17 protein-coding genes are annotated in these 18,864 nt (G+C 70.0%); 9 read left to right on the top strand and 8 right to left on the bottom strand.

Annotation, left to right across the window (positions count from 1 at the left end; genetic code table 11):
- The first annotated feature begins 7 nt into the window (after nucleotides 1-7).
- The 5 genes from ABZW60_RS15725 (at nucleotide 8) to ABZW60_RS15705 (ending at nucleotide 4,039) form a co-directional block, all read left to right on the top strand.
- Complete coding sequence (locus ABZW60_RS15725; RefSeq protein WP_355477258.1) at nucleotides 8-763, top strand: phytanoyl-CoA dioxygenase family protein; 756 nt, start codon at nucleotides 8-10, stop codon at nucleotides 761-763.
- An 8-nt stretch (nucleotides 764-771) separates the two neighbouring features.
- The gene (locus tag ABZW60_RS15720) at nucleotides 772-1,569 is read left to right on the top strand and encodes a DUF364 domain-containing protein (protein ID WP_355477256.1); all 798 of its coding nucleotides are present in this window, start codon (nucleotides 772-774) and stop codon (nucleotides 1,567-1,569) included.
- A complete protein-coding gene (locus tag ABZW60_RS15715) occupies nucleotides 1,566-2,783 on the top strand; it encodes an MFS transporter (protein WP_355477255.1) in 1,218 nt (405 codons plus the stop codon). Before ABZW60_RS15720 ends, ABZW60_RS15715 begins: the two co-directional genes overlap by 4 nt.
- 62 nt (nucleotides 2,784-2,845) lie before the next feature.
- Entirely contained in the window at nucleotides 2,846-3,517 is a 672-nt protein-coding gene (locus tag ABZW60_RS15710) for a DUF1707 domain-containing protein (protein ID WP_355477254.1), read from the top strand.
- 60 nt (nucleotides 3,518-3,577) lie between these two features.
- Complete coding sequence (locus ABZW60_RS15705; protein ID WP_355477252.1) at nucleotides 3,578-4,039, top strand: hypothetical protein; 462 nt, start codon at nucleotides 3,578-3,580, stop codon at nucleotides 4,037-4,039.
- Here the strand turns inward: ABZW60_RS15705 and ABZW60_RS15700 are convergent.
- Complete coding sequence (locus ABZW60_RS15700) at nucleotides 4,036-5,718, bottom strand: phospholipid carrier-dependent glycosyltransferase (protein WP_355477250.1); 1,683 nt, start codon at nucleotides 5,716-5,718, stop codon at nucleotides 4,036-4,038. The genes ABZW60_RS15705 and ABZW60_RS15700 overlap by 4 nt on opposite strands.
- 63 nt (nucleotides 5,719-5,781) lie before the next feature.
- On the opposite strand from ABZW60_RS15700, the gene rsmI reads away from it, so the two are divergent.
- Together rsmI and metG are read left to right on the top strand one after the other, a co-directional pair.
- Nucleotides 5,782-6,624: a 16S rRNA (cytidine(1402)-2'-O)-methyltransferase gene (gene rsmI, locus ABZW60_RS15695; RefSeq protein ID WP_355477249.1), complete on the top strand. Its 843-nt coding sequence runs from the start codon at nucleotides 5,782-5,784 to the stop codon at nucleotides 6,622-6,624.
- A 29-nt stretch (nucleotides 6,625-6,653) separates the two neighbouring features.
- The gene (gene metG, locus ABZW60_RS15690; protein ID WP_355477247.1) at nucleotides 6,654-8,219 is read left to right on the top strand and encodes a methionine--tRNA ligase; all 1,566 of its coding nucleotides are present in this window, start codon (nucleotides 6,654-6,656) and stop codon (nucleotides 8,217-8,219) included.
- Here the strand turns inward: metG and ABZW60_RS15685 are convergent.
- Nucleotides 8,216-9,472: a LuxR C-terminal-related transcriptional regulator gene (locus tag ABZW60_RS15685; RefSeq protein ID WP_355477245.1), complete on the bottom strand. Its 1,257-nt coding sequence runs from the start codon at nucleotides 9,470-9,472 to the stop codon at nucleotides 8,216-8,218. The genes metG and ABZW60_RS15685 overlap by 4 nt on opposite strands.
- Before the next feature lie 140 nt (nucleotides 9,473-9,612).
- Here ABZW60_RS15685 and ABZW60_RS15680 point away from each other — a divergent pair, with 140 nt between their 5' ends.
- Nucleotides 9,613-10,530: an NADP-dependent oxidoreductase gene (locus tag ABZW60_RS15680; RefSeq protein WP_355477243.1), complete on the top strand. Its 918-nt coding sequence runs from the start codon at nucleotides 9,613-9,615 to the stop codon at nucleotides 10,528-10,530.
- Here ABZW60_RS15680 and ABZW60_RS15675 read toward each other — a convergent pair.
- Genes ABZW60_RS15675 through ABZW60_RS15655 form a run of 5 tightly spaced genes read right to left on the bottom strand, consistent with a single transcriptional unit; the run spans nucleotide 10,521 to nucleotide 15,740 of the window.
- Nucleotides 10,521-11,432: a phytanoyl-CoA dioxygenase family protein gene (locus ABZW60_RS15675; RefSeq protein ID WP_355477241.1), complete on the bottom strand. Its 912-nt coding sequence runs from the start codon at nucleotides 11,430-11,432 to the stop codon at nucleotides 10,521-10,523. The genes ABZW60_RS15680 and ABZW60_RS15675 overlap by 10 nt on opposite strands.
- On the bottom strand, nucleotides 11,429-12,697 hold the full coding sequence (locus ABZW60_RS15670; RefSeq protein ID WP_355477239.1) for a sugar ABC transporter substrate-binding protein: 1,269 nt from the start codon (nucleotides 12,695-12,697) through the stop codon (nucleotides 11,429-11,431). Before ABZW60_RS15670 ends, ABZW60_RS15675 begins: the two co-directional genes overlap by 4 nt.
- Nucleotides 12,698-12,710: 13 nt before the next feature.
- Nucleotides 12,711-13,520 (bottom strand): carbohydrate ABC transporter permease, encoded by an 810-nt coding sequence (locus ABZW60_RS15665; RefSeq protein WP_355477238.1) that lies wholly within the window; start codon nucleotides 13,518-13,520, stop codon nucleotides 12,711-12,713.
- On the bottom strand, nucleotides 13,517-14,431 hold the full coding sequence (locus ABZW60_RS15660) for a sugar ABC transporter permease (RefSeq protein ID WP_355477236.1): 915 nt from the start codon (nucleotides 14,429-14,431) through the stop codon (nucleotides 13,517-13,519). The genes ABZW60_RS15665 and ABZW60_RS15660 overlap by 4 nt, the downstream gene beginning before the upstream one ends.
- Nucleotides 14,424-15,740: a glycoside hydrolase family 36 protein gene (locus ABZW60_RS15655; RefSeq protein ID WP_355477235.1), complete on the bottom strand. Its 1,317-nt coding sequence runs from the start codon at nucleotides 15,738-15,740 to the stop codon at nucleotides 14,424-14,426. The genes ABZW60_RS15660 and ABZW60_RS15655 overlap by 8 nt, the downstream gene beginning before the upstream one ends.
- Before the next feature lie 78 nt (nucleotides 15,741-15,818).
- Between ABZW60_RS15655 and ABZW60_RS15650 the strand changes: the two genes are divergently transcribed.
- A complete protein-coding gene (locus tag ABZW60_RS15650; protein WP_355477233.1) occupies nucleotides 15,819-16,736 on the top strand; it encodes a helix-turn-helix domain-containing protein in 918 nt (305 codons plus the stop codon).
- Here ABZW60_RS15650 and ABZW60_RS15645 read toward each other — a convergent pair.
- Entirely contained in the window at nucleotides 16,708-18,846 is a 2,139-nt protein-coding gene (locus ABZW60_RS15645) for a discoidin domain-containing protein (RefSeq protein WP_355477232.1), read from the bottom strand. The two genes, ABZW60_RS15650 and ABZW60_RS15645, sit on opposite strands and share 29 nt — an antisense overlap.
- Nucleotides 18,847-18,864 lie beyond the last annotated feature (18 nt).

Genomic DNA, 18,864 nt, shown 5'->3' with positions numbered 1-18,864 from the left:
TGGTCCTGTGAGTGGGTATGTGCTGCTGCCGGAACGGTTCACTGCGCCCGAGGTGGACCGGCTGCGGGACGTGGTCGAGCGGGTGCACGCGGACGTCGTGTCCGCGGCCGAGGCCGGCGAGACGACCGTGAACATCTGGCCGGACGGGCACCGGCTGGAAACGGTGCGCGGGACAACCATCCATTGGGAGCCGGACGCCACCGGGAAGGCGGTGCGCAGTCTCTCGCCGGTGGCGCATCTGCATCCGGCGCTGGAGGCGTTGTGGTCGGAGCCGCGGTTGACCGGACCGATGGGGTCGTTGATCGGGGCAACGGCAGGGCGGTTCGTCGCGAAGCTGAACTTCAAACGGGCCGGGGTCGGGTCCGGGTTCGGGTGGCACCAGGACTTCCCGTACTGGTACGGCTGCTGCGGCGACGCGGCGTACGACATCGCGACCGCGATCGTGATGCTCGACGACAACACCGCCGCGAACGGCGCGATGACGCTGATCCCGGACAGTCCGTCGGAAGGTCCGGTACGCCGTGACCCGCTGGACCCGACCGGCCTGCTGACCGATCCGACGGCCGTCGACGCGACCCGCGCCGTGACGGTCGAAGCCCCGGCCGGCTCGGTCCTGATGTTTCCCGGCCTCATGGTCCACCGCTCCGCGCCGAACGACACCGCCGCCGACCGCCGCTCGCTCCTGTACTGCTTCCAGCCCGCCGGTCGTCCCGAGTTGTCCGCCCTGCACTACAACCCCGAAAGGCTGGCCGATCTCCCATGACCGCTCACGTGGCTGATCTCATCGCTTCCGTTCTCGCCGGCTCGCGTGGTCCTTCGCCCGCGGAGTTCGGCATCACCAGTGCGTTCTGGCTGCACCACACGACCCGGCTGCCGGGCGCCGACGTGACCTACCGGAACTACTACGTGCTGCTCCGGGTCGGCGAGGTGTTCGGCGCCTGCTCCTTCGAGGCCGGTGAGCTCGACCCGGCCTACTGCGCCGACACGTCCGGCCGCACCCTGGCCGACGTGCTGACGAGTGACGACCCGCTCCCCGTCCGCATCGCCGCGCTGGACGCGTACCTGGCCGCGGTCGAGCCGCACCACACGGCGCCGTACGCCGAAGAGGTCGTGCTGCCCGCCGGTACGCCGGACGTCCGCGCCCGCGCCCGCGACGCCGCCGTCGCCGGGCTGCTCGACGTTGCTGAAGGCACCAAAGTCGCGCTGATCGGCGTCGTGAACCCGCTCGTCGACGCGATCACCGCGCGCGGCGGGACATGTCTCCCGTGCGACTTCAACCTCCGCGAGACCGCCTCCGGCCTGGCCGTGTCCCGGGACATGACCGAGGTGATCGATGCCGCCGACGCGGTCGTCGCCACCGGCATGACGCTGTCCAACGACAGCTTCGACCTCCTTCTTACTCGTTGCCGTGAGCAATCGAAGCCGCTCGCGGTCTACGCTCAGACCGGCAGTGCCGTGGCCCGCGCGTTCCTCGGTGCGGGCGTCACCGCGCTGTCGGCCGAACCTTTCCCCTTCTCCCAGTTCAGCTCCCGCCCGAGCAGCCTCTATCGCTACAGGACGGACACATGACACAGACCCAGCCGGTCACCACCGAGGTGCCGGGCGATCTCCGGATGGCCAAGCGCCTGTGGCCGTTCCTGCTGGCCTCGACGGTGAGCCTGATCCCGTTCACGGTGTTCGGCATGTACCTGGTGCCGATCGCGGACACCGCCGGCGGCAGCGTGGCGGAGATCGGCGGGTTACGCGGCCTCGGTGGGCTGGCGGCGCTAGCAGTGGGGGTTCTGCTGGCGCCGCTGATGGATCGGGCGCCGCGGGAGCTGGTCGCCGCCGGCGGGCTGGCACTGCTAGGAGTCTCCGCGGCGTTAGGGGCGGTGGGCAACGTCTTCGCGCTGGCCGCCTTCTGTCTGCTGATCGGCGCCTCGACCTCGATCCTCGCGCCGTCGATCGGAGCGGCCGCCGCCGACCGGTTCAGGTCGCCGGCCGCGGCCGGTCGTGCGGCGACGCTGGTGTCCGCGACGACGTCCGCGATGGCGATGCTGGCGGCGCCGGTGCTGGCCGGGCCGGGGCTGGTCTGGGGCTGGCGGGGCAACCTGCTCGCGGCGTCGGCGATCTCGCTCGTCCTGTCGGCGGCCTTCTTCTGGCGCGGGCGCGGCCGGAAGGCGCCGTCCACCAGCAAGGAACGGGTCAGCTACCTGGCGACGTACCGCGAGCTCGCCCGGATTCCCGGTGCGTTGCCGCTGCTGGCCGTGGCGATGCTCAGGACGGCGGCCTTCATGGGCTACCTCGCGTATCTGGCCGCCTTCTACGACGAGAAGTTCGACCTCGCGCCCGGCTGGTTCGCGCTGGTGTGGTCGCTGAGCGGCGCGTCGTTCTTCCTCGGCAACCTGTTCGCCGGCCGGTACCTCGCCACCGCCCGCCCGTGGATCGCGCCGGAGCGACTGCTGGTCGTCGGGATCAGCGTGGCCCTGGTCGCGGTGTCCGCGTTCTACTTCTCACCGACGCTCCCGCTCACGTTGCTGCTGACCGCGGTGATGGGCGCCAGTCACGCGACGGTGGCGGCCTGCGTCACGACCTTGCTGGTTCACCGCAGCGGTGACCTGCGCGGCTCCGCGCTCAGCGTCAACGCGGCCGGGATGAGTCTCGGCACGTTCGCCGGTGCCGCGGTCGGCGGTCTCGGTCTCGGCCTCGGCGGCTACCCCGGTACGGCGATCACGTTCGCCGCGATCACGCTCGTCGCGGTGGTGTGTGCGGTTCGCGTCCAAGGCCGGAAGATCGCCGGGTAAGGGCTGGTTCCGGGATCAATCGGGGTCCTCACCGAGCCCGTGACGATATATCGTTCCGTCTTATGGAGAACCTGCCCGACCGCCCGCACCCGCACGCGCATCTGCGGGCGTCCGACACCGATCGTGACCAGGTCGTCGACGTACTGCGGGAGGCCCTGATGTCGGGCCGGCTGACGCAGGACGAGCACGCCGAGCGCCTCGAGCAGACCCTGGGGGCGAAGACCCTCGGGGAGCTCGAGCCGATCACCCGCGACCTCGTCGTCCCCGGTCAGCCGATGCCCGTGGCGTCGCCGGCCGCGGCCGCGTCGACCAGCCTGGTGCCGATCGAGGAGCCGGCCGACCCGAGCCAGAGCTTCGACACCATGGTCGCGATCTTCGGCGGCGGCGAGCGGAAGGGCCGCTGGCGGGTGAAGCGCCGGACGAACGCGTTCGCGGTGTTCGGCGGGCACGACCTGGACATGACGAACGCGGTCTTCGAGGGCCGCGAGGTGACGATCTACGCGTTCGCGGTGTTCGGCGGCATCGACATCACCGTCCCCGAGGGTGTGACGGTGCGCAACGAGGGCGTCGGCATCTTCGGCGGCTTCGGCGCCCGCGGCAGCGACGACCCGGACCCGAACGCCCCCGTCGTGGTCGTCAAGGGCCTGGCCCTGTTCGGCGGCGTCGGCGGCCAGTCCTCCGTCAAGCGCCACGGCAAGAAACACAAGGGCAAGGGCCACCACGAGCTTCACTGACCGCGCCGCGCCGAAGCAATTCGGGTGCGGGGCGGCGCTCCCGCCTCCTACCCTTCCGGCATGGCCGACCAGTCCTTCGTCCCTGCTGACTTCGACGTCCCGACCGAGCTGATCACGCCGCGGTTCCGGCTGGAGCCGCTCGGTCCCGAACACAACGCCTCCGACCACGCCGCGTGGACCGGCAGCATCGATCACGTGCGGGCGACGCCGGGCTTCCAGGGCAGCAGCTGGCCGCCGGCCGACGGGATGTCACTCGAGCGGAACCTCGCCGATCTGCAACGGCACGCCGACGATTTCGCCGGGCGCCGCGGTTTCACCTTCACGGTGCTCGAGCCCGGGACCGGCGAAGTGATCGGCTGTGTGTACATCTATCCGGCCCGCAGCGACGTGAGCGTCACCGACGTCCGCTCCTGGGTTCGCGGCGACCGGGCCGAGCTGGACAAACCCCTGTACGCGGCCGTGCTGTCCTGGCTGACCGAAGACTGGCCGTTCGAAACCCTCGACTACGCGCCCAGGGGCTAGATCCAGGACTTGAACCACATGCGGTTGAGCCAGTCGGGGTGGGGGAGGACCTTGTCGGTGAGGATCGGCCAGATGTAGGCGAAGTTGAGGACGACCAGGACGACGAAGGCGCCGACGACCGCGCTGCCGATCAGGCGGCGGGGGGTGGCGGTGCTCATCGCGGCGCGGGCCGGGCCGAGGACCTTGCCGAGGACCAGGGCCAGGGCCATCACCGTGAACGGGATCATCGTGACGGCGTAGAAGAAGAAGATCGGTCTGTCGTCGAACGCGAACCACGGCACCCAGCACGTCACGAACCCGACGATGGGTACGCCGAACCGCCAGTCGCGCGCGCCGATCCACAGCACGAGCGCGGCGATCAACGCCAGCGCCCCACCCCACCACAGCAGCGGCGTCCCGAGGGCAGAGATCACCTGCAGGCAGTTGGTGCCGGCGGGCGCGTCACACCCCGGCGTACCGGGCTTGATGTCGTTGACCGCGTCGAAGCCGATCGGGCGGGCGATGATCGGCCAGCCGGCCGGGTTCGACGCGTACGGGTGGGTGGCGTGCTTGATGTAGTCGCCGGTGTGGAAGGCGAGCACTTCCTTGTGGTAGTAGGCCAGCGACCGGAAGTCGTCCGGCACGATCTTCATCACGCCGTGCGCCGGGTTCGTGGCCGCCCAGTTGTGGTCGTACGCGTTGTCGTGCAGCAGCCAGCCGGTCCAGGTGGCGACGTAGGTGACACCGGCGACCAGCACCAGGCTGACGAACGCCGGGATGCCGTCGACCAGCGCCGACTTCACGAACGCGAACCGGACCCCGAGCGCGCGACGGGCGCCGAAGTCCCAGGCGAACACCATCACGCCGAACGCGGCGAGCACCCAGACCGCCGACCACTTGGTGCCGAGCGCGAGGCCGAAGCAGATACCGGCGGCGATCCGCCACGGCCGGATCAGCAGCCAGCGGCCGACGCCCCGGCGGGCGCCGTCCGGGACCGGCTTGTCGAGGGTCTCGGCGTGCCGGCGGCGGGTCCAGTCCCGGTCGGCGACCAGGCAGGAGACCGCGGCGACCAGCCAGAACGCGAGGAAGATGTCGAGCAGCGCGACCCGGGACATCACGAAATGCAGGCCGTCGACCGCGAGCAGCAGACCGGCGATACAGCCGATCAGGGTCGACCGGGTCATCCGGCGGACCGTCCGGATCAGCAGCAGCACGGTCAGCGTGCCGAACAGCGCCGGCATGAACCGCCAGCCGAACGGGGTCATCCCGAACAGTTGCTCACCGGCCGCGATCATCCACTTGCCGACCTCGGGGTGCACGGTCAGGCTCGGGGTGTCCTTGAAGACGTCCAGGTTGCCGGCCAGGATCGCCTTGTCGGCGGCGCCCTCGGGCTGGTCGATGAACTGCCGTGCGTAACCGAACTTGAGCAGGCTGTACGCGTCCTTGGCGTAGTACGTCTCGTCGAAGACGAACTTCACCGGGTTGCTGAGGTGCCAGAACCGCAGCACGCCGGCCAGCAGCGTGATCGCCAGCGTGGCGATCCAGCCGCCGTCGAAGTCCCGCGGCATCGCCGGGTACAACCGCTCCTTGAGCGGCGGCAGCCGTCGTCCGAGCACGTCCCGGCCGAGCGTCTCGCGCTCCGCGCCGGCGTCACTCCGCCGAACCGTTCCGTCCTCGATCACAGCAGCCACGCCCGCCATCGTACGGACGGCGCGGTCACACCGCCTCCCCAGATCCCCGCACGGGGCTGGGATGATGGGCCGATGAGCGGGCGACTGGTGCTGGCGGGGACCCCTATCGGGGATGTCGGGGACGCGTCGGCGCGGTTGGGGCGGGTGCTGGCGGAGGCGGACGTGGTGGCTGCGGAGGATACGCGCCGGCTGAAGCGGCTGACGTCCGAGCTGGGCATCCAGGTCGCCGGCCGGGTGCTCAGTTACTTCGAGGGGAACGAGCGCGAGCGGACCCCGGAGCTGCTGGCGGCGCTGCAGCAGGGGCAGACGGTCGTCGTGGTGACGGACGCGGGCATGCCGAGCGTGTCGGACCCGGGGTACCGGCTGGTGGCGGCCGCGATCGAGGCCGACCTCGAGGTGACCGCCGTGCCAGGGCCGTCGGCGGTGCTGACGGCGCTCGCGCTCAGCGGGCTGCCGGTCGACCGGTTCACGTTCGAGGGGTTCCTGCCGCGCAAGCCGGGGGAGCGCGGCCGGCGGCTCGGCGAGCTGAAGGACGAGCCGCGGACGATGGTGTTCTTCGAGGCGCCGCACCGGCTGAAGCAGTCGTTGGAGGCGATGGCCGAGGCCTTCGGCGGCGACCGGCGTACGGCGGTGTGCCGTGAGCTCACCAAGACGTACGAAGAGGTCAAGCGCGGGCCTCTGGACGACCTGGTCACGTGGTCGAAGGACGGGGTGCGCGGCGAGATCACGGTCGTGGTGGCCGGGGCGGATCCGCACCGGACCATGACACCGGCGCAGCTCGCGGAGGAGGTCGCCAAGGACGAGGAGGCCGGGACGCCGCGCAAACAGGCGATCGGCGACGTCGCGAAACGCTTCAACGTCCCGAAACGGACCGTGTACGACGCCGTACTCGCTGCGCGGGACCCTGGTAAATAGCACTGGCACGCGCCACTACCCTTGTTGACATGTCCGAGAAGGCCTATTACGTCACCACCCCGATCTACTACGTCACGGCCGCGCCGCACATCGGCAGCGCCTACACGACGGTGGCCGGGGACGTCCTGACCCGCTGGCACGCCCAGCGCGGCGAGCGCAAGTGGTACCTGACGGGTACCGACGAGCACGGCGAAAAGGTGATGCGCAGCGCGCAGGCCCAGGGCATGACCCCGAAGGAGTGGACCGACAAGCTCGTCGAGGAGGCCTGGAAGCCGGCCTGGGTGGACGTCGACATCGCCTACGACGACTTCATCCGGACCACCGAGCAGCGGCACACCGAGCGGGTCCGTGAGTTCTGGCAGACGCTCTACGACAAGGGCGACGTCTACAAGGGCGAGTACGAGGGTCTGTACTGCGTGGGCTGCGAGGAGTTCAAGCTGCCCGCGGACATCCGGACCGACGAGGACGGCACCCAGCGGTGCATGATCCACGGCACCGAGCTGGAGACGGTCTCGGAGACGAACTACTTCTTCCGGCTCTCGGCCTACGCCGACAAGCTGCTTGAGCTGTACGAGTCGCAGCCGGACTTCGTCGCGCCGTCGAGCGCGCGCAACGAGGTGATCGCGTTCGTCAAGCAGGGGCTGCAGGACCTGTCGATCACCCGCTCGACGTTCGACTGGGGGATCCCGGTACCGTGGGACGAGGACCATGTCCTCTACGTGTGGATCGACGCGCTGCTCAACTACGTGACGGCCGCGGGCTACGGCACCGACCCGGAGCGGTTCGAGGAGCTCTGGCCGGTGGACGTGCACCTGGTCGGCAAGGACATCCTCCGGTTCCACGCGGTGATCTGGCCGGCCATGCTGATGGCCGCCGGGGTCGCCGTCCCGAGGCAGGTGTTCGCGCACGGCTGGCTGCTGGTCGGCGGCGAGAAGATGAGCAAGTCGAAGCTGACCGCGATCGCGCCGCACGAGATCACCGACCACTTCGGCTCGGACGCCTTCCGGTACTACTTCCTGCGCACGATCCAGTTCGGGTCGGACGGCTCGTTCTCCTGGGAGCACCTGAGCGCGGTCTACACCTCCGAGCTCGCCAACGGCCTGGGGAACCTGGCCAGCCGGATCGCGGCCATGGTCGGCAAGTACTTCGACGGCGTGCTGCCGGAGCCGACCGATCACGGACCGGCCGAGCAGGCGCTCGCGGACAAGCTCGCGCAGACCGTGGCCACCGCGGACAAGGCGCTGGACACGCTCGCGTTCCAGGACGCGCTGGCGGCGATCAACGAGCTGGTCGGCGCCGTGAACGGCTATGTCACCGAGCAGGAGCCGTGGAAGGTCGCGAAGGACGAGTCGCAGCGGGCCCGGCTGGCGACGATCCTCTACAGCGCCGCCGAGGTCCTGCGCGCGGTCGCCGTCCTGCACAACCCGACGATGCCGAAGACCTCCGCGAAGCTGTGGACGCTGCTCGGCGCGGAGGAGAAGCTCGGCGCGCTGAAGGACCAGCGCGTCCAGGACGCCGGCACCTGGGGCCAGCTCCCGGCCGGCGCCACCCTGATCAAGGGCGAGCCGCTCTTCCCCCGCCTCGAGGAAAGCTAGACCGCGAGGTAGAGCGCGGCGGCCTGGGTTCGCGTGGTCACGTCCAGTTTGGTGAGGATGTTGGCCACGTGGAACTTCACCGTCGACTCGCTGATGTGCAGGTCGTCGGCGATCGAGCGGTTGCGGTGCCCCTGGGCCAGCCGCTCGAGTACCTCCAGCTCGCGGGCGCCGAGCGCGGCCAGTGGGTCGGACGTGACGGTGAGCGGCGCCGGTGACGTGCGGAGGGTGACCCGGGCCGTCAGCCCCCAGCCGGGGACGGCGTCCAGGTCCAGGTCGCCCTCGTGCAGGCGGAGCCGCTCGGCCAGTTGCCCGAGATCCAGGACGTCCGCGAGCAGGCCGGGACCGTCGTCGCGGACCGTGGCCAGCAATTCCTTCCCGTCCCAGCGCCAGGCCACGCGGATCCGCCGTACGTCGTCCTGGGTCAGCATCGCCAGGACGACCGACCGGACCGCGACCCGCGCGGCGTGCGCGACGCCCGCCGGCATCAGCTGATCGTTGCCCGGAGCATCCAGCTCGAGATCGACCGGGCCGTGCCGGAGCAGCGCGCGCAGCGAGTCCGCGAGCCGGCCGAAGGCGCGACCGGCCGGCTCCTCGCCGCTGCAGACCCGGTCTCGCTGGGTGTCGTTGCGTAGCTCACTCAGCCCGTTCAGCGCCAGCTCGACCGCCATCGTGCGCGCGGCGGCGTCGTCGATCCGCGTGTTCCGCAGTACGCCGAGGAGCGTGGCGAGCGTGGCCGCGTGCGCCTCACCCAGCTCGGCCGCGAGATCGTTGCGGGCCTCGGCCACGGCACGGTTCTGGGCCAACGCACCCGGCTCGCGCTCGAGGGTCAGCCGGTACATGTGCGCGGTGACGACGTCCCACAACGCCTGCAACGCGTCGGCGGCGAGCGGTACGTCGTCAGCACGGAGGAAGACGACGACCGAGCCGCGCGGAGCACGATCGCTGGCGATGGCGAGGACCGGGTGCGTCGACCCCGCAATGCTCACGACACCCTGCCACGGGTGCCCCGCGGTGACCGTCCCCAGCAGCGCGGCCAGATCGGCACCGGTGATGGCTGATGCCAGCTCGGGCTCGCCGTGGGCCGTGACCGGCGTGGACGCGCATTGGGAGGCGAGCTGGGCGACCGCGCGGTGCGGAACCAGGTCGGCGGTGGCGGCCGAGAGTCGCAGCAGCAGCTCGTCGGGTGGTCCGTCGACGATCTGTGCCGCCGACGCCAGCAGTTCGGCGTCCGTTCGCACCCGCACCTCCTGCATGGCTTCGAGCCTACGCCGGGGCTCCGCGGTGCCCGGCCGGTCTTTCGGACGGTGGACAACTGGCCGATCGGCCAGTCGGGAATACCGCGCCGACCGGCAGCATTTGATTGTAGCAACAACCAATCATGGAGGCGGGACGAATGCAGGCAGTGGTCTTCGAGGAGTTCGGCGGTCCGGAGGTACTGAAGGTCCAGGAGGTGCCGGAGCCGCAGGCGGGTCCGGGGCAGGTGCGGATCAAGGTCCGCGCGGCCGGCGTGAACCCGATCGACTTCAAGGTGCGACGCGGCTGGACGAAGGGCTTCATCGACCCGGTGCTCCCGGCCGTGCCGGGGCTCGAGGTGGCCGGCGTGGTCGACCAGGCCGGTGCCGGCGCGGACTTCGCGGTCGGTGACGAGGTCGTCGGCTGGTCCGACGGTGGTGCGTACGCCGAGTACGCGATCGCCGGGAACGTGGCGCGCAAGCCCGCCGGCGTGAGCTGGGAGCAGGCCGTCGGCGTCCCCGTGGCGGGCGAGACCGCGCAGCGCGTGCTCGACCTGCTCGGCGTGAAGTCCGGCGAGACGATCCTGATCCACGGCGGCGCGGGTGCGGTCGGCTCTGTCGCCGTACAGCTCGCCAAGGCCGCCGGGCTGACGGTCATCGGTACGGCGTCCCCCGCGAACCACGATTACCTGCGGTCGCTCGGCGCGGTACCGGTCGAGTACGGCGAAGGTCTGCTCGAGCGGGTGCGCGCGGTGGCCCCGGACGGTGTGGACGCGGTGTTCGACACCGCCGGCCAGGGTGGTCTGCAGGAGTCGATCGAGCTGCGCGGCGGCACCGAGCAGATCGTCACGATCGCCGACTTCGGGGCGACTGAGCTCGGCATCGAGGCCTCCGCGGCCGGCACCGCGACGCCGGCCGAGGTCCGCGCCGCCCTCGGCGCCCAGCTGCAGGCGGTCGCGGACGGCACGCTGACGATCCGGATCGCGGAGACGTTCGACCTCGCGGACGCGGCCAAGGCTCAGGAGCTGAGCGAGTCCGGCCACGCCCGCGGCAAGATCGTCGTCGTCCCTCAGGCGTAGGCGAAGCGGGACGGCGGTGTCGGTACGTCGTCCACGCGCGGATCCCAGCGGTCCACGAACCGCACCCCGGCCGGGACCTCGACGCAGTCCGTCGAGGTCCAGCCGCGGGTGAGGGTCGGGAAGTCCGGCACGTCCGGGTGGTAATGCGGCTTCCCGGTGCCGAGCAGGTCGACAGCCATCGGCGCGCTCACGGCCTGGTACCGGAAGTCGGCCGACAGCCGCAGCCGCTTCGTCCGGTTCGGCATCGCGCCGTGCACGGTCAGGCTGCCGAACAGCAGCACGTCACCGGGCTGGTACGACGTCGTCCGCCACTCCGGATGGTTCTCGTCGGCCTCGGCCCGCATCATCCCCGGCCCGTCGGACGCCTTCACCGGCAGCACACCGAGCCGCGGCGACCCGGCCAGCACCCGCAACCCGCCGATCTCCGGCGGCGCCGCACTCAACGGCAACCAGGTGGTGAGCGTGTCCACGCTGCCCTGGATGAACCGGTAGTCCTGATGGATCGGCGTCGGGTTCGCACCGGGCGACGGCGGCGCGATCCGGCAGATGTGCGCCGGATGCGCGAACGTCTCCTCACCCAGCAGCAGGCTCGTCAGCGACAGCAACTCCGGCCGCACGGCGAGCCGGTGGAACGCCTCGGTGCTCTGGATCGCGGTGTAGGCCCCGAAGAACCCCGCCGACCCTTCCTCGACGGCCCGCCCCGACCCGACCAGCTCCCGCGGATCAGCATCCCGGTCCAGCCAGTCACTGTCGTACAGGATCCGCGCGAGCTGCCCGTGCACATCACCCACCACGTCGGCCGGCAACAACCCCCGGAAGAACAGGTATCCGTCGGCCGCCAGCCGGCCCCGCAATACTCGGGCGTCCCGCACGTCGTCGTACGAGTCGGTCAGTTCCTTCATTTGTCGTTTCCGATCTTGTCCATGGTGGCGGCGATGTCGGGGACGCCGACCTTGTTCAGGTACAGGTCGTTGACGGTCTTGTTGATCTCGGGGGACTTGGCGGTCCAGCCTTCGGCGATCGGGAGGTTGACGGTGCTCCCGGCGGCCGACTCGAGGAACGGCCGGACGTCGATGTTCTTCTTCTTCCAGAACGCCTCGTAGCCGGCGCCGGCGTCGTTGAGGGCCGGGATGATGTAGCCGGCGTCGCCCATCAGCCGCTGCGCCTTCTCGGAGCCGAGGAAGGCGACCAGCTTGCCGGCCTCGTCGGGGTGCTTCGTCTTCGCGAACATCGCCTCGGCGAGCCCGTTGATCACCACGGTCCGCCCGGCCGGGCCGGCCGGCATCGCCGCGACCCCGATCGGGAACTTCACCTCGGGCAGTGCGAACGGCAGCAGCGCGTTGTTCGCCGGGAACATCGCGACCTCGCCGCGGTAGAACATCTCGGTCGCCTGCCCGGTCGGCGGATTGGTGCGGGTGCCGTCCGGCGACACCTTCCACTTGAACACCAGGTCACGCGCGAACTGCAGGCCCTCGACCGATTTCTGGCCGGCGAAGTCGAAGCTGCCGTACGGCTTGTCCATCGCGTGGCCGCCGTTCGACGCGATCCAGTTCAGCCACTGGGTCTGGCTGTGGTTCCAGGAGCAGAAGCCCCACTGCTTGCCGACGGTCAGCTTGCGGGCGACCTCGAGGAAGCTGCCGGAGCCGTCCGGCGCCCAGGTCAGCTCGGCCGGCATCGTGACGCCGGCCTTGGCGAACAGGTCCTTGTTGTAGAGCAGCCCGACGATGCCCATGTCCTTCGGCATCCCCAGCTGCTTGTCCTCGAACTTGTACGACTGCACGACGTTCGGGTGGTACGAGTCGAGCTTCAGCCCGGCCTTCGAGATCAGGTCGTCGAGCGGCGCCAGGACGCCCTTGCTCGCGAAGTCCGGGAAGTAGTCGACGGTCAGCCAGAACACGTCCGGCGCCTTGCCGCTGGCCAGCTCGGTGGTCAGCTTGGTCCAGTACTGGTCCCACGGCAGCACCTCCATCCGGACCGTGATGTCCGGGTTCTCCTTGGTGAACTCCGCGAAGACGGTCTTGTAGCCGACCTCCTGCTGCTCGTCCCAGAGCCGGTAGACGAGCTCGACCTTGCCGCCGCCGGCGGCCTTGTCGTCGGACGAGCCGCAGCCGGCGAGCGCGAGCACACTGCCGGCGCCGATCAGAAATGTCCTCCTGGACAACGACATGAGAGTCTCCGACCTACTTGAGCCCGGTAACGGCGACCGAGCGGACGATGAAGCGCTGGAAGACGACGAACAGGACCAGCAGCGGCGCCAGCGCGATCAGGCTGCCGGCCATCACGGCGTTGTAGTCGACGCCGATCTCCCCCTTGAACAAGGCGATCCCGACCGACAGCAGCCGCTTGTCCTCGCTGCTGGTGACGATCAGCGGCCACAGGAAGCTGTTCCAGTTCGCCACCACGGCGAGCGTGGTGACCGTGACCAGGATCGGTTTCGACAACGGCAGCACGATCGACACCAGCGTCCGGACCCGCCCGGCGCCGTCGATCCGGGCCGCGTCCTCGAGATCCGCGGGGATACCGCGGAAGAACTGCCGGAGCAGGAAGATCGCGTACGGCGTGCCGAGCATCGTCGGCAGCATCAGACCGGCCCAGGTGTCGACCAGGCCGAGTTTCTGCATCATCAGGTACAGCGGGATCATCGTGACCACCGGCGGCACCATCAGTGTCGACAAATACACCCAGAACAGGGCGTCCCGGCCCGGGAACGTCAGCCGCGCGAACGCGTACGCCGCCAGGATCGCGAACACCACCTGGCCGAGCGTGATGCCGGCCGTGACGAGCGCGGTGTTGACCAGGTAGCCGCCGAAACCGGAGCCGAACAGCCGGTCGAACGCCGCCGTACTCGGCGGCAGCCCGGGCTCCCAGGGCATCGTCTCGGACAGTTGCCCCGGGCCCTTGAACGCGGTGAGCACGGTCAGGAAGTACGGGAAGATCGAGAACACGCACCCGATCACCAGCACGGTGTAGGTGACGACGCGCAGTTTCATCCGGACACCTCATAGGTCGTACGGCGTTCGAAGTACGCGAACTGGCTGATCGTCGCGACCAGCACCACCGCGAACAGCAGCACCGAGATCGTCGACGCGTAGCCGAAGTCGAACTTGCGGAACGCCTCGTCGTAGATCAGGTACGTCGCGACCTCGGTGCTGTCGCCGGGGCCGCCCTCGGTCATCACGAAGACCGTGTCGAAGGCCTGGAACGAGCCGATCACGTTGGTGATCAGCACGAACAGCATCGTCGGCCGCAGCAGTGGGAGCGTGATCGTGAAGAAGTGCGCGACCGGCGACGCGCCGTCCAGGGCCGAGGCTTCGCGCAACGACGCCGGGATGTTCTGCAGGCCGGCCAAGAAGAACAGCATGTTGTAGCCGGCGAACTGCCAGATGTGCACCGCGGCGATGCTCGGCATGGCGAGCACCGGCGACGACAGCCACGCCGGTCCGTCGATGCCGAACAGTCCGAGGAACTGGTTCACGGCGCCGCGGCCGGGGTCGAAGATCCAGCTCCAGACCAGGCCGAGGGCGACCGGCGTGGCCATCCACGGGATGACCAGGAGCGCGCGGAAGTACTTCATCCCGCGCAGCTTGCGGTCGACCAGCAGCGCCAGCAGCAGCGACAGGATCGTCGTACCGGGCACGCAGATCACAACGTAGTACAAGGTGACCAGCAGCGAGTGCCAGACGTCGGAGTCGGCGAACAGCTTCTGGTAGTTCGCGAAGCCGACGAACTCCGGTGTCGACAGCAACTTCCAGTCGAACAGGCTGACCACCAGCACGATCACCACCGGCGCCAGCAGGAAGCCGAGCACACCGACCAGGCTCGGCGCCAGCAGCGCGTACGCCACGGCGGTCTGCCGGGCCCGGCCGATCCGGCGGGTCCGCCGGGGCGCGCGCCTAAGCATCGGGATCCTTCAGCGGATGCGGCCGCGGCGAGCTCGGGACGAGCAGTTCGCGGGTGCGGTCGATACCCCACCGGTCGAGCGCGCCGATCGGGTCGCTGGACATCCGTAGCCCGGGGCCCTGCGCGATGTGGCTCGCCCAGAGCTCGCGCTCCTGGACGTCGGGCCGCACGATCAGGCAGTCGGAGTCGTTCGCCCACCACCGGCCGTGCAGGAACTCGCGCGCCACCGAGGTGGACCGGGCGCCGCGCTGGCCGGGCTGGCTGATGTCGCCGGACGGTGGCTCGACCAACGGATCGGTGTCGGGCGAGATCCGCATGCAGTCGACGAGTCCGAGGCTCGGCAGGATCGGGGCGCCGCAGCCGTGCAGGATCCGGTTCGACCCGACCGCCTGGCGCAGCAGCCGCAGTCCGAGCCGGTACGCCGCGATGCCGTCGAGCGGCTCGTGCCGCGGCCCGTCGATCGCACCGGCGTACAGGAAGTCGAGCTTGAAGTGGTCGTACCCCTGGCGGCACAGCTCGGTGAACACGTCCTGGATGTGCCGCATGGCCCCGGGGTGGGTCACGTCGAGGACCAGTTGCTCCTGGCCCCAGTTCGTGCCGGCGGAAATGCCCGGAACCAGCCATTCCGGGTGTTTCCGGGCCGTCTCGCTGCCGCTCGCGACCAGGAACGGCGCGACCCAGATGCCTGCCCGGCGACCGCTCGAACGGATGTCGGCGGCGAGCGTCACGGTCGAACCGAAGTCGTCGCGCGGTGTCAGCCAGTCGCCGATCGCGGCCTGGTAGCCCTCGTCGAGGAGCACCAGGTCGACGCTCAGGTCGTGCTGGTCGAACTGGCGGACGTCGGTCATCACGTCCCGCTCGGTGACCTTGCCCCAGTACGCGTACCAACTGCACCACGACGGCCCGAACACGCGCACCGGCGGCGCCCCGGCCGCGAACGCGTCGGCCCAGTCGGCGAGCGCCTGGTTCGGGTTGACCTGTGTGCTGGTCCTGATGTCGACCTCGCCGTCGGCCTCGATCACCAGCTTGTCGCCGCGCACCTCGGCGCGGATCGAGGGGACCGTGTCGGGTGTGGTCGCGGCGACGGTGGTGACCTCGCCGGCGGTCGCGACGGCCAGCAGGCCCTCGCCCTGGAAGCGGCCGGCGTCGACGCCCGGGCGGTACGCCATCACGTGGTGATTCGGCGCGGTCGGACGGGGCGGGCGGGCGTCCAGCCGGTACCAGCCGCTCGGGCTCCACGACTGCCACCCGTGCTCGAAGACCAGCGTGCCGGTGTCGTGGTCGAGCTCGGCGACGGGGCGGAAGGGCACGAGGATCCTCGATTCGGTCGGGGTGCAGGATCTTGCTGTGGTTCCGCTAATCTTGGAGCGCCGACGAGGAGATCCACCATGACGGAGCCTGCTGACTTCGAGCACGATCTTGCTACCCAGGTGCTCATCGAGCTGTACAGCGAGATCCCGCCGCCGAGCAAGCTGGTCACCGGCCACTTCCACAGCGGCGGCGACTACCGGGTCGTGCGGCCCGACGGAGTGGGGAGTTGGTACCTGCTCTACACCGCGTCCGGAACGGGCCGGTACCTGATCGGGCAGAACAAGCTGATGCTGCGCCACGGCGACGTCGTCCTGGTCAGCCCCGGCACCCCGCACGACTACGGCACGGTCGGGACGTACTGGGAGTCCTGGTGGGCGCATTTCCAGCCGCGCCGCGAGTGGCACTCCTGGTTGTCGTTGCCCCAGGCAATGCCGGGACTGTCGTACGTGCGGCTGACCAGGTCGTCGGAGACCGATCGCGTGGTGTCGGCGTTCGACCGCCTGCACCGCGACGCGCAGCGCGCCGGGCTGTCCCCGACCGGCGACAGCGAGCTGCATCTGCTGGAGAAGAGCGTCGCGACCGAGCTGACGATGAACGGCATCGAGGAGGTGCTGCTGACCGCCGTCGCCAGCCTGCGCCGCGAGACGCAGCACCTGGACGCTCGGGTGCATCTGGTGCTTGAGGCAATCACCGCCGACCCGGCCCGCCCGCACACGCTGACCTCACTGGCCGGGCTGGCGCAGGTGTCCGTCTCCCGGCTCGCGCACCTGTTCAAGGAGCAGGTCGGCGACTCGATCATGAACGTCGTCCTCGCGCTCCGGCTGCAGCGCGCGTCCGAGTTGCTCGGCGCCACCGACATGTCGGTGGCGCAGATCGCGGCCGCGGTCGGGTTCGACTCGCCGCACTACCTCAGCCGGCAGTTCGGCCGCCGGTACGGGATGTCCCCGACGGCCCACCGCAACGCGGTCAGGAAGCCGGAGCTAGAGCTATATTGAGCTCGGTCGCCGCCGCGTAGTCGGCGCCGCCGGCCAGCCCGACGAGCCGCACGTAGCGGGCCGTCGTACCCGCCGGGAAGCGGGCGATCTTCGCGTCGACCGTGCCGTCCCAGGATCCCTTCGCCGCCGAGGTGAACGTGACGCCGTCGGTGCTCGTCTGGACGTCGTACGACGAGATGCGGCCGTTCGGGACGTCGGCGTCCTGGCGCGGCGTGTAGACCAGCGCCTCGATCGCCCGCGGCGTCTTCAGATCGAGAGTGATGTACTGCGGCAGCGGCGCGTGCGGGCTCCAGTTCGAGTGCCACATGGTCGTGCAGCTGCCGTCGATCGCGGCCGACGCGCTGTACGCGGCCGAGCCCTGGCTGGTCGCGGTGGCGGTCATCTCGCTCTGCGGCAGCAGCGCCAGCGGACCGAACGGGCCGTCGGCCGGTGGCGGCGTACCCGGGATCGCGGCGACCCGGCCGAGACTGGGTGCCTTGAGCAACGGGTGCGTGCGCAGGTAGGTGAGGAAGACCTCCTGGCCCATCCGCGGCGCCCGGGTGAGATCCGTGTACTGCTGGAAGCCCGGGTAGCCGTACTGCGTGCCGTGCAACGGCATCGCGGCGCTGGTCGTCACGCGGTAGGTCTTGTCGGGCTGCAGCGGCTTGCCGTCGATCAGGACGCGGGCCGGATCGACCCGGTCGCCGACCGGCCGGCCGAGATCGTAGGTGTAGCGGAAGTTCGCGGACGTCGCGAGCGAGGACAGCCGGCTGCAGCCGTACGCCGGTGGGATCCACTGCTGCTCCAGGACGGCCTCGACCGTGGAGCCCTTCATCGACAACGTGGTGATCGGCGAGATCCCGGCGACCGGCCACGCCTCGCCGTACGTCACGGTCCCGGCGCTCAGCCCGGCGGCGATCACGTCGACGCCCAGATCGGCCGGTACCAGGGCGAAGTCGCCGTCGGCTTCCGACTTGTAGAGGTCCGCGACCAGGTTGCCCGTGCGGCTCTCCGCGGTCCTCGCGAAGTCGAGGTCGCGGTCGAGCTTCGTGAGCGGCTCCTGCTGACGGGCGGCCCACTTGTCCGTCCAGTACTTCACGATCTTCTGGACACCGGGATCGGGCGTGACGTCCTTGGTGACCGCGTGGTTGGTGGCGGTGGTCGACTCCCGGATCACCTCACCGGTGGCCGGGTCGAGCGACAGGTTCACCTCGCCCAGCACCCGGCCGTGGTTGCTCGCCTCCAGGACCGGACGCGGTACGCCGTCCGGGTCCGGGATCATGCACTTGAACGCGGTGTGCCAGTGGCCGCCGAGGATCACGTCGATGTCCGGGGACATCGTGCGCGCGGCGTCGAAGATCGGGCCGGTCGGGTTCTTGCACTCGTCGTACAGACCGCCCTGCTGCCCGCCCTCGTGCATGCTGACGACGATCGCGTTCACACCCTGGGCCTTGAGCTCGGCCGCGGCCCGGTTCGCGGCCTCGACGACGCCCTGGAACTCGAAGCCGGATCCTTCGATCGACAGCGTCTCGGTCGGCGTGCCCGGGAACCCGAGCCCGATGAACCCGATCCGCTGCGATCCCGCGCGGGCGATCCAGTACGGCGGGAGCACCGGCCGCTTGGTCCGCGGGTCGACGATGTTCGCCGCGTGGTACGCGTAGTCGGTGCCGTGGAAGTTGCGGCCGGTGGAGTCCTTGAAGCAACTGTCGAAGCCGGGCTTGCCGTAACAGGCCCCGGTGGTCATCCGGCGCAGGAACGGGAACTCGCGGTCGAACTCGTGGTTGCCGGCCGCGTCGAAGTCCATCCCGAGCGCGTTCAGCACCTCGATGGTCGGCTCGTTCGCGAACGCCTGCGTGTAATCCGGCCAGCCGCTGAACTGGTCACCCGACCCGATCAGGAAGCTGTTCGGCGTCCGGAGCCGGTCCAGGTGCGCCTTGAGATACCCGGCGCCGCCGACCTGCTGGGTGCCCGACGGACCGGCGATCGTCAGGTTCTCGGTCTCGGACAGGTACCCGTGCAAGTCGGTCAGGCTGAAGATCTGCACCGGTATCGGCGCGGGTGTCTCGGCCGGCAGCGCGGTGGATCCCACCACCAGGCCGAGAAGGGCGAGAACTGAGCTGATCCGGGACATCGGCTGCTCCTGTCGGTC

Origin of the sequence: Kribbella sp. NPDC003557, from assembly GCF_040610805.1 — a bacterium.
Lineage (GTDB): Bacteria > Actinomycetota > Actinomycetes > Propionibacteriales > Kribbellaceae > Kribbella.
This window is presented reverse-complemented; position numbering and strand designations above follow the sequence as displayed.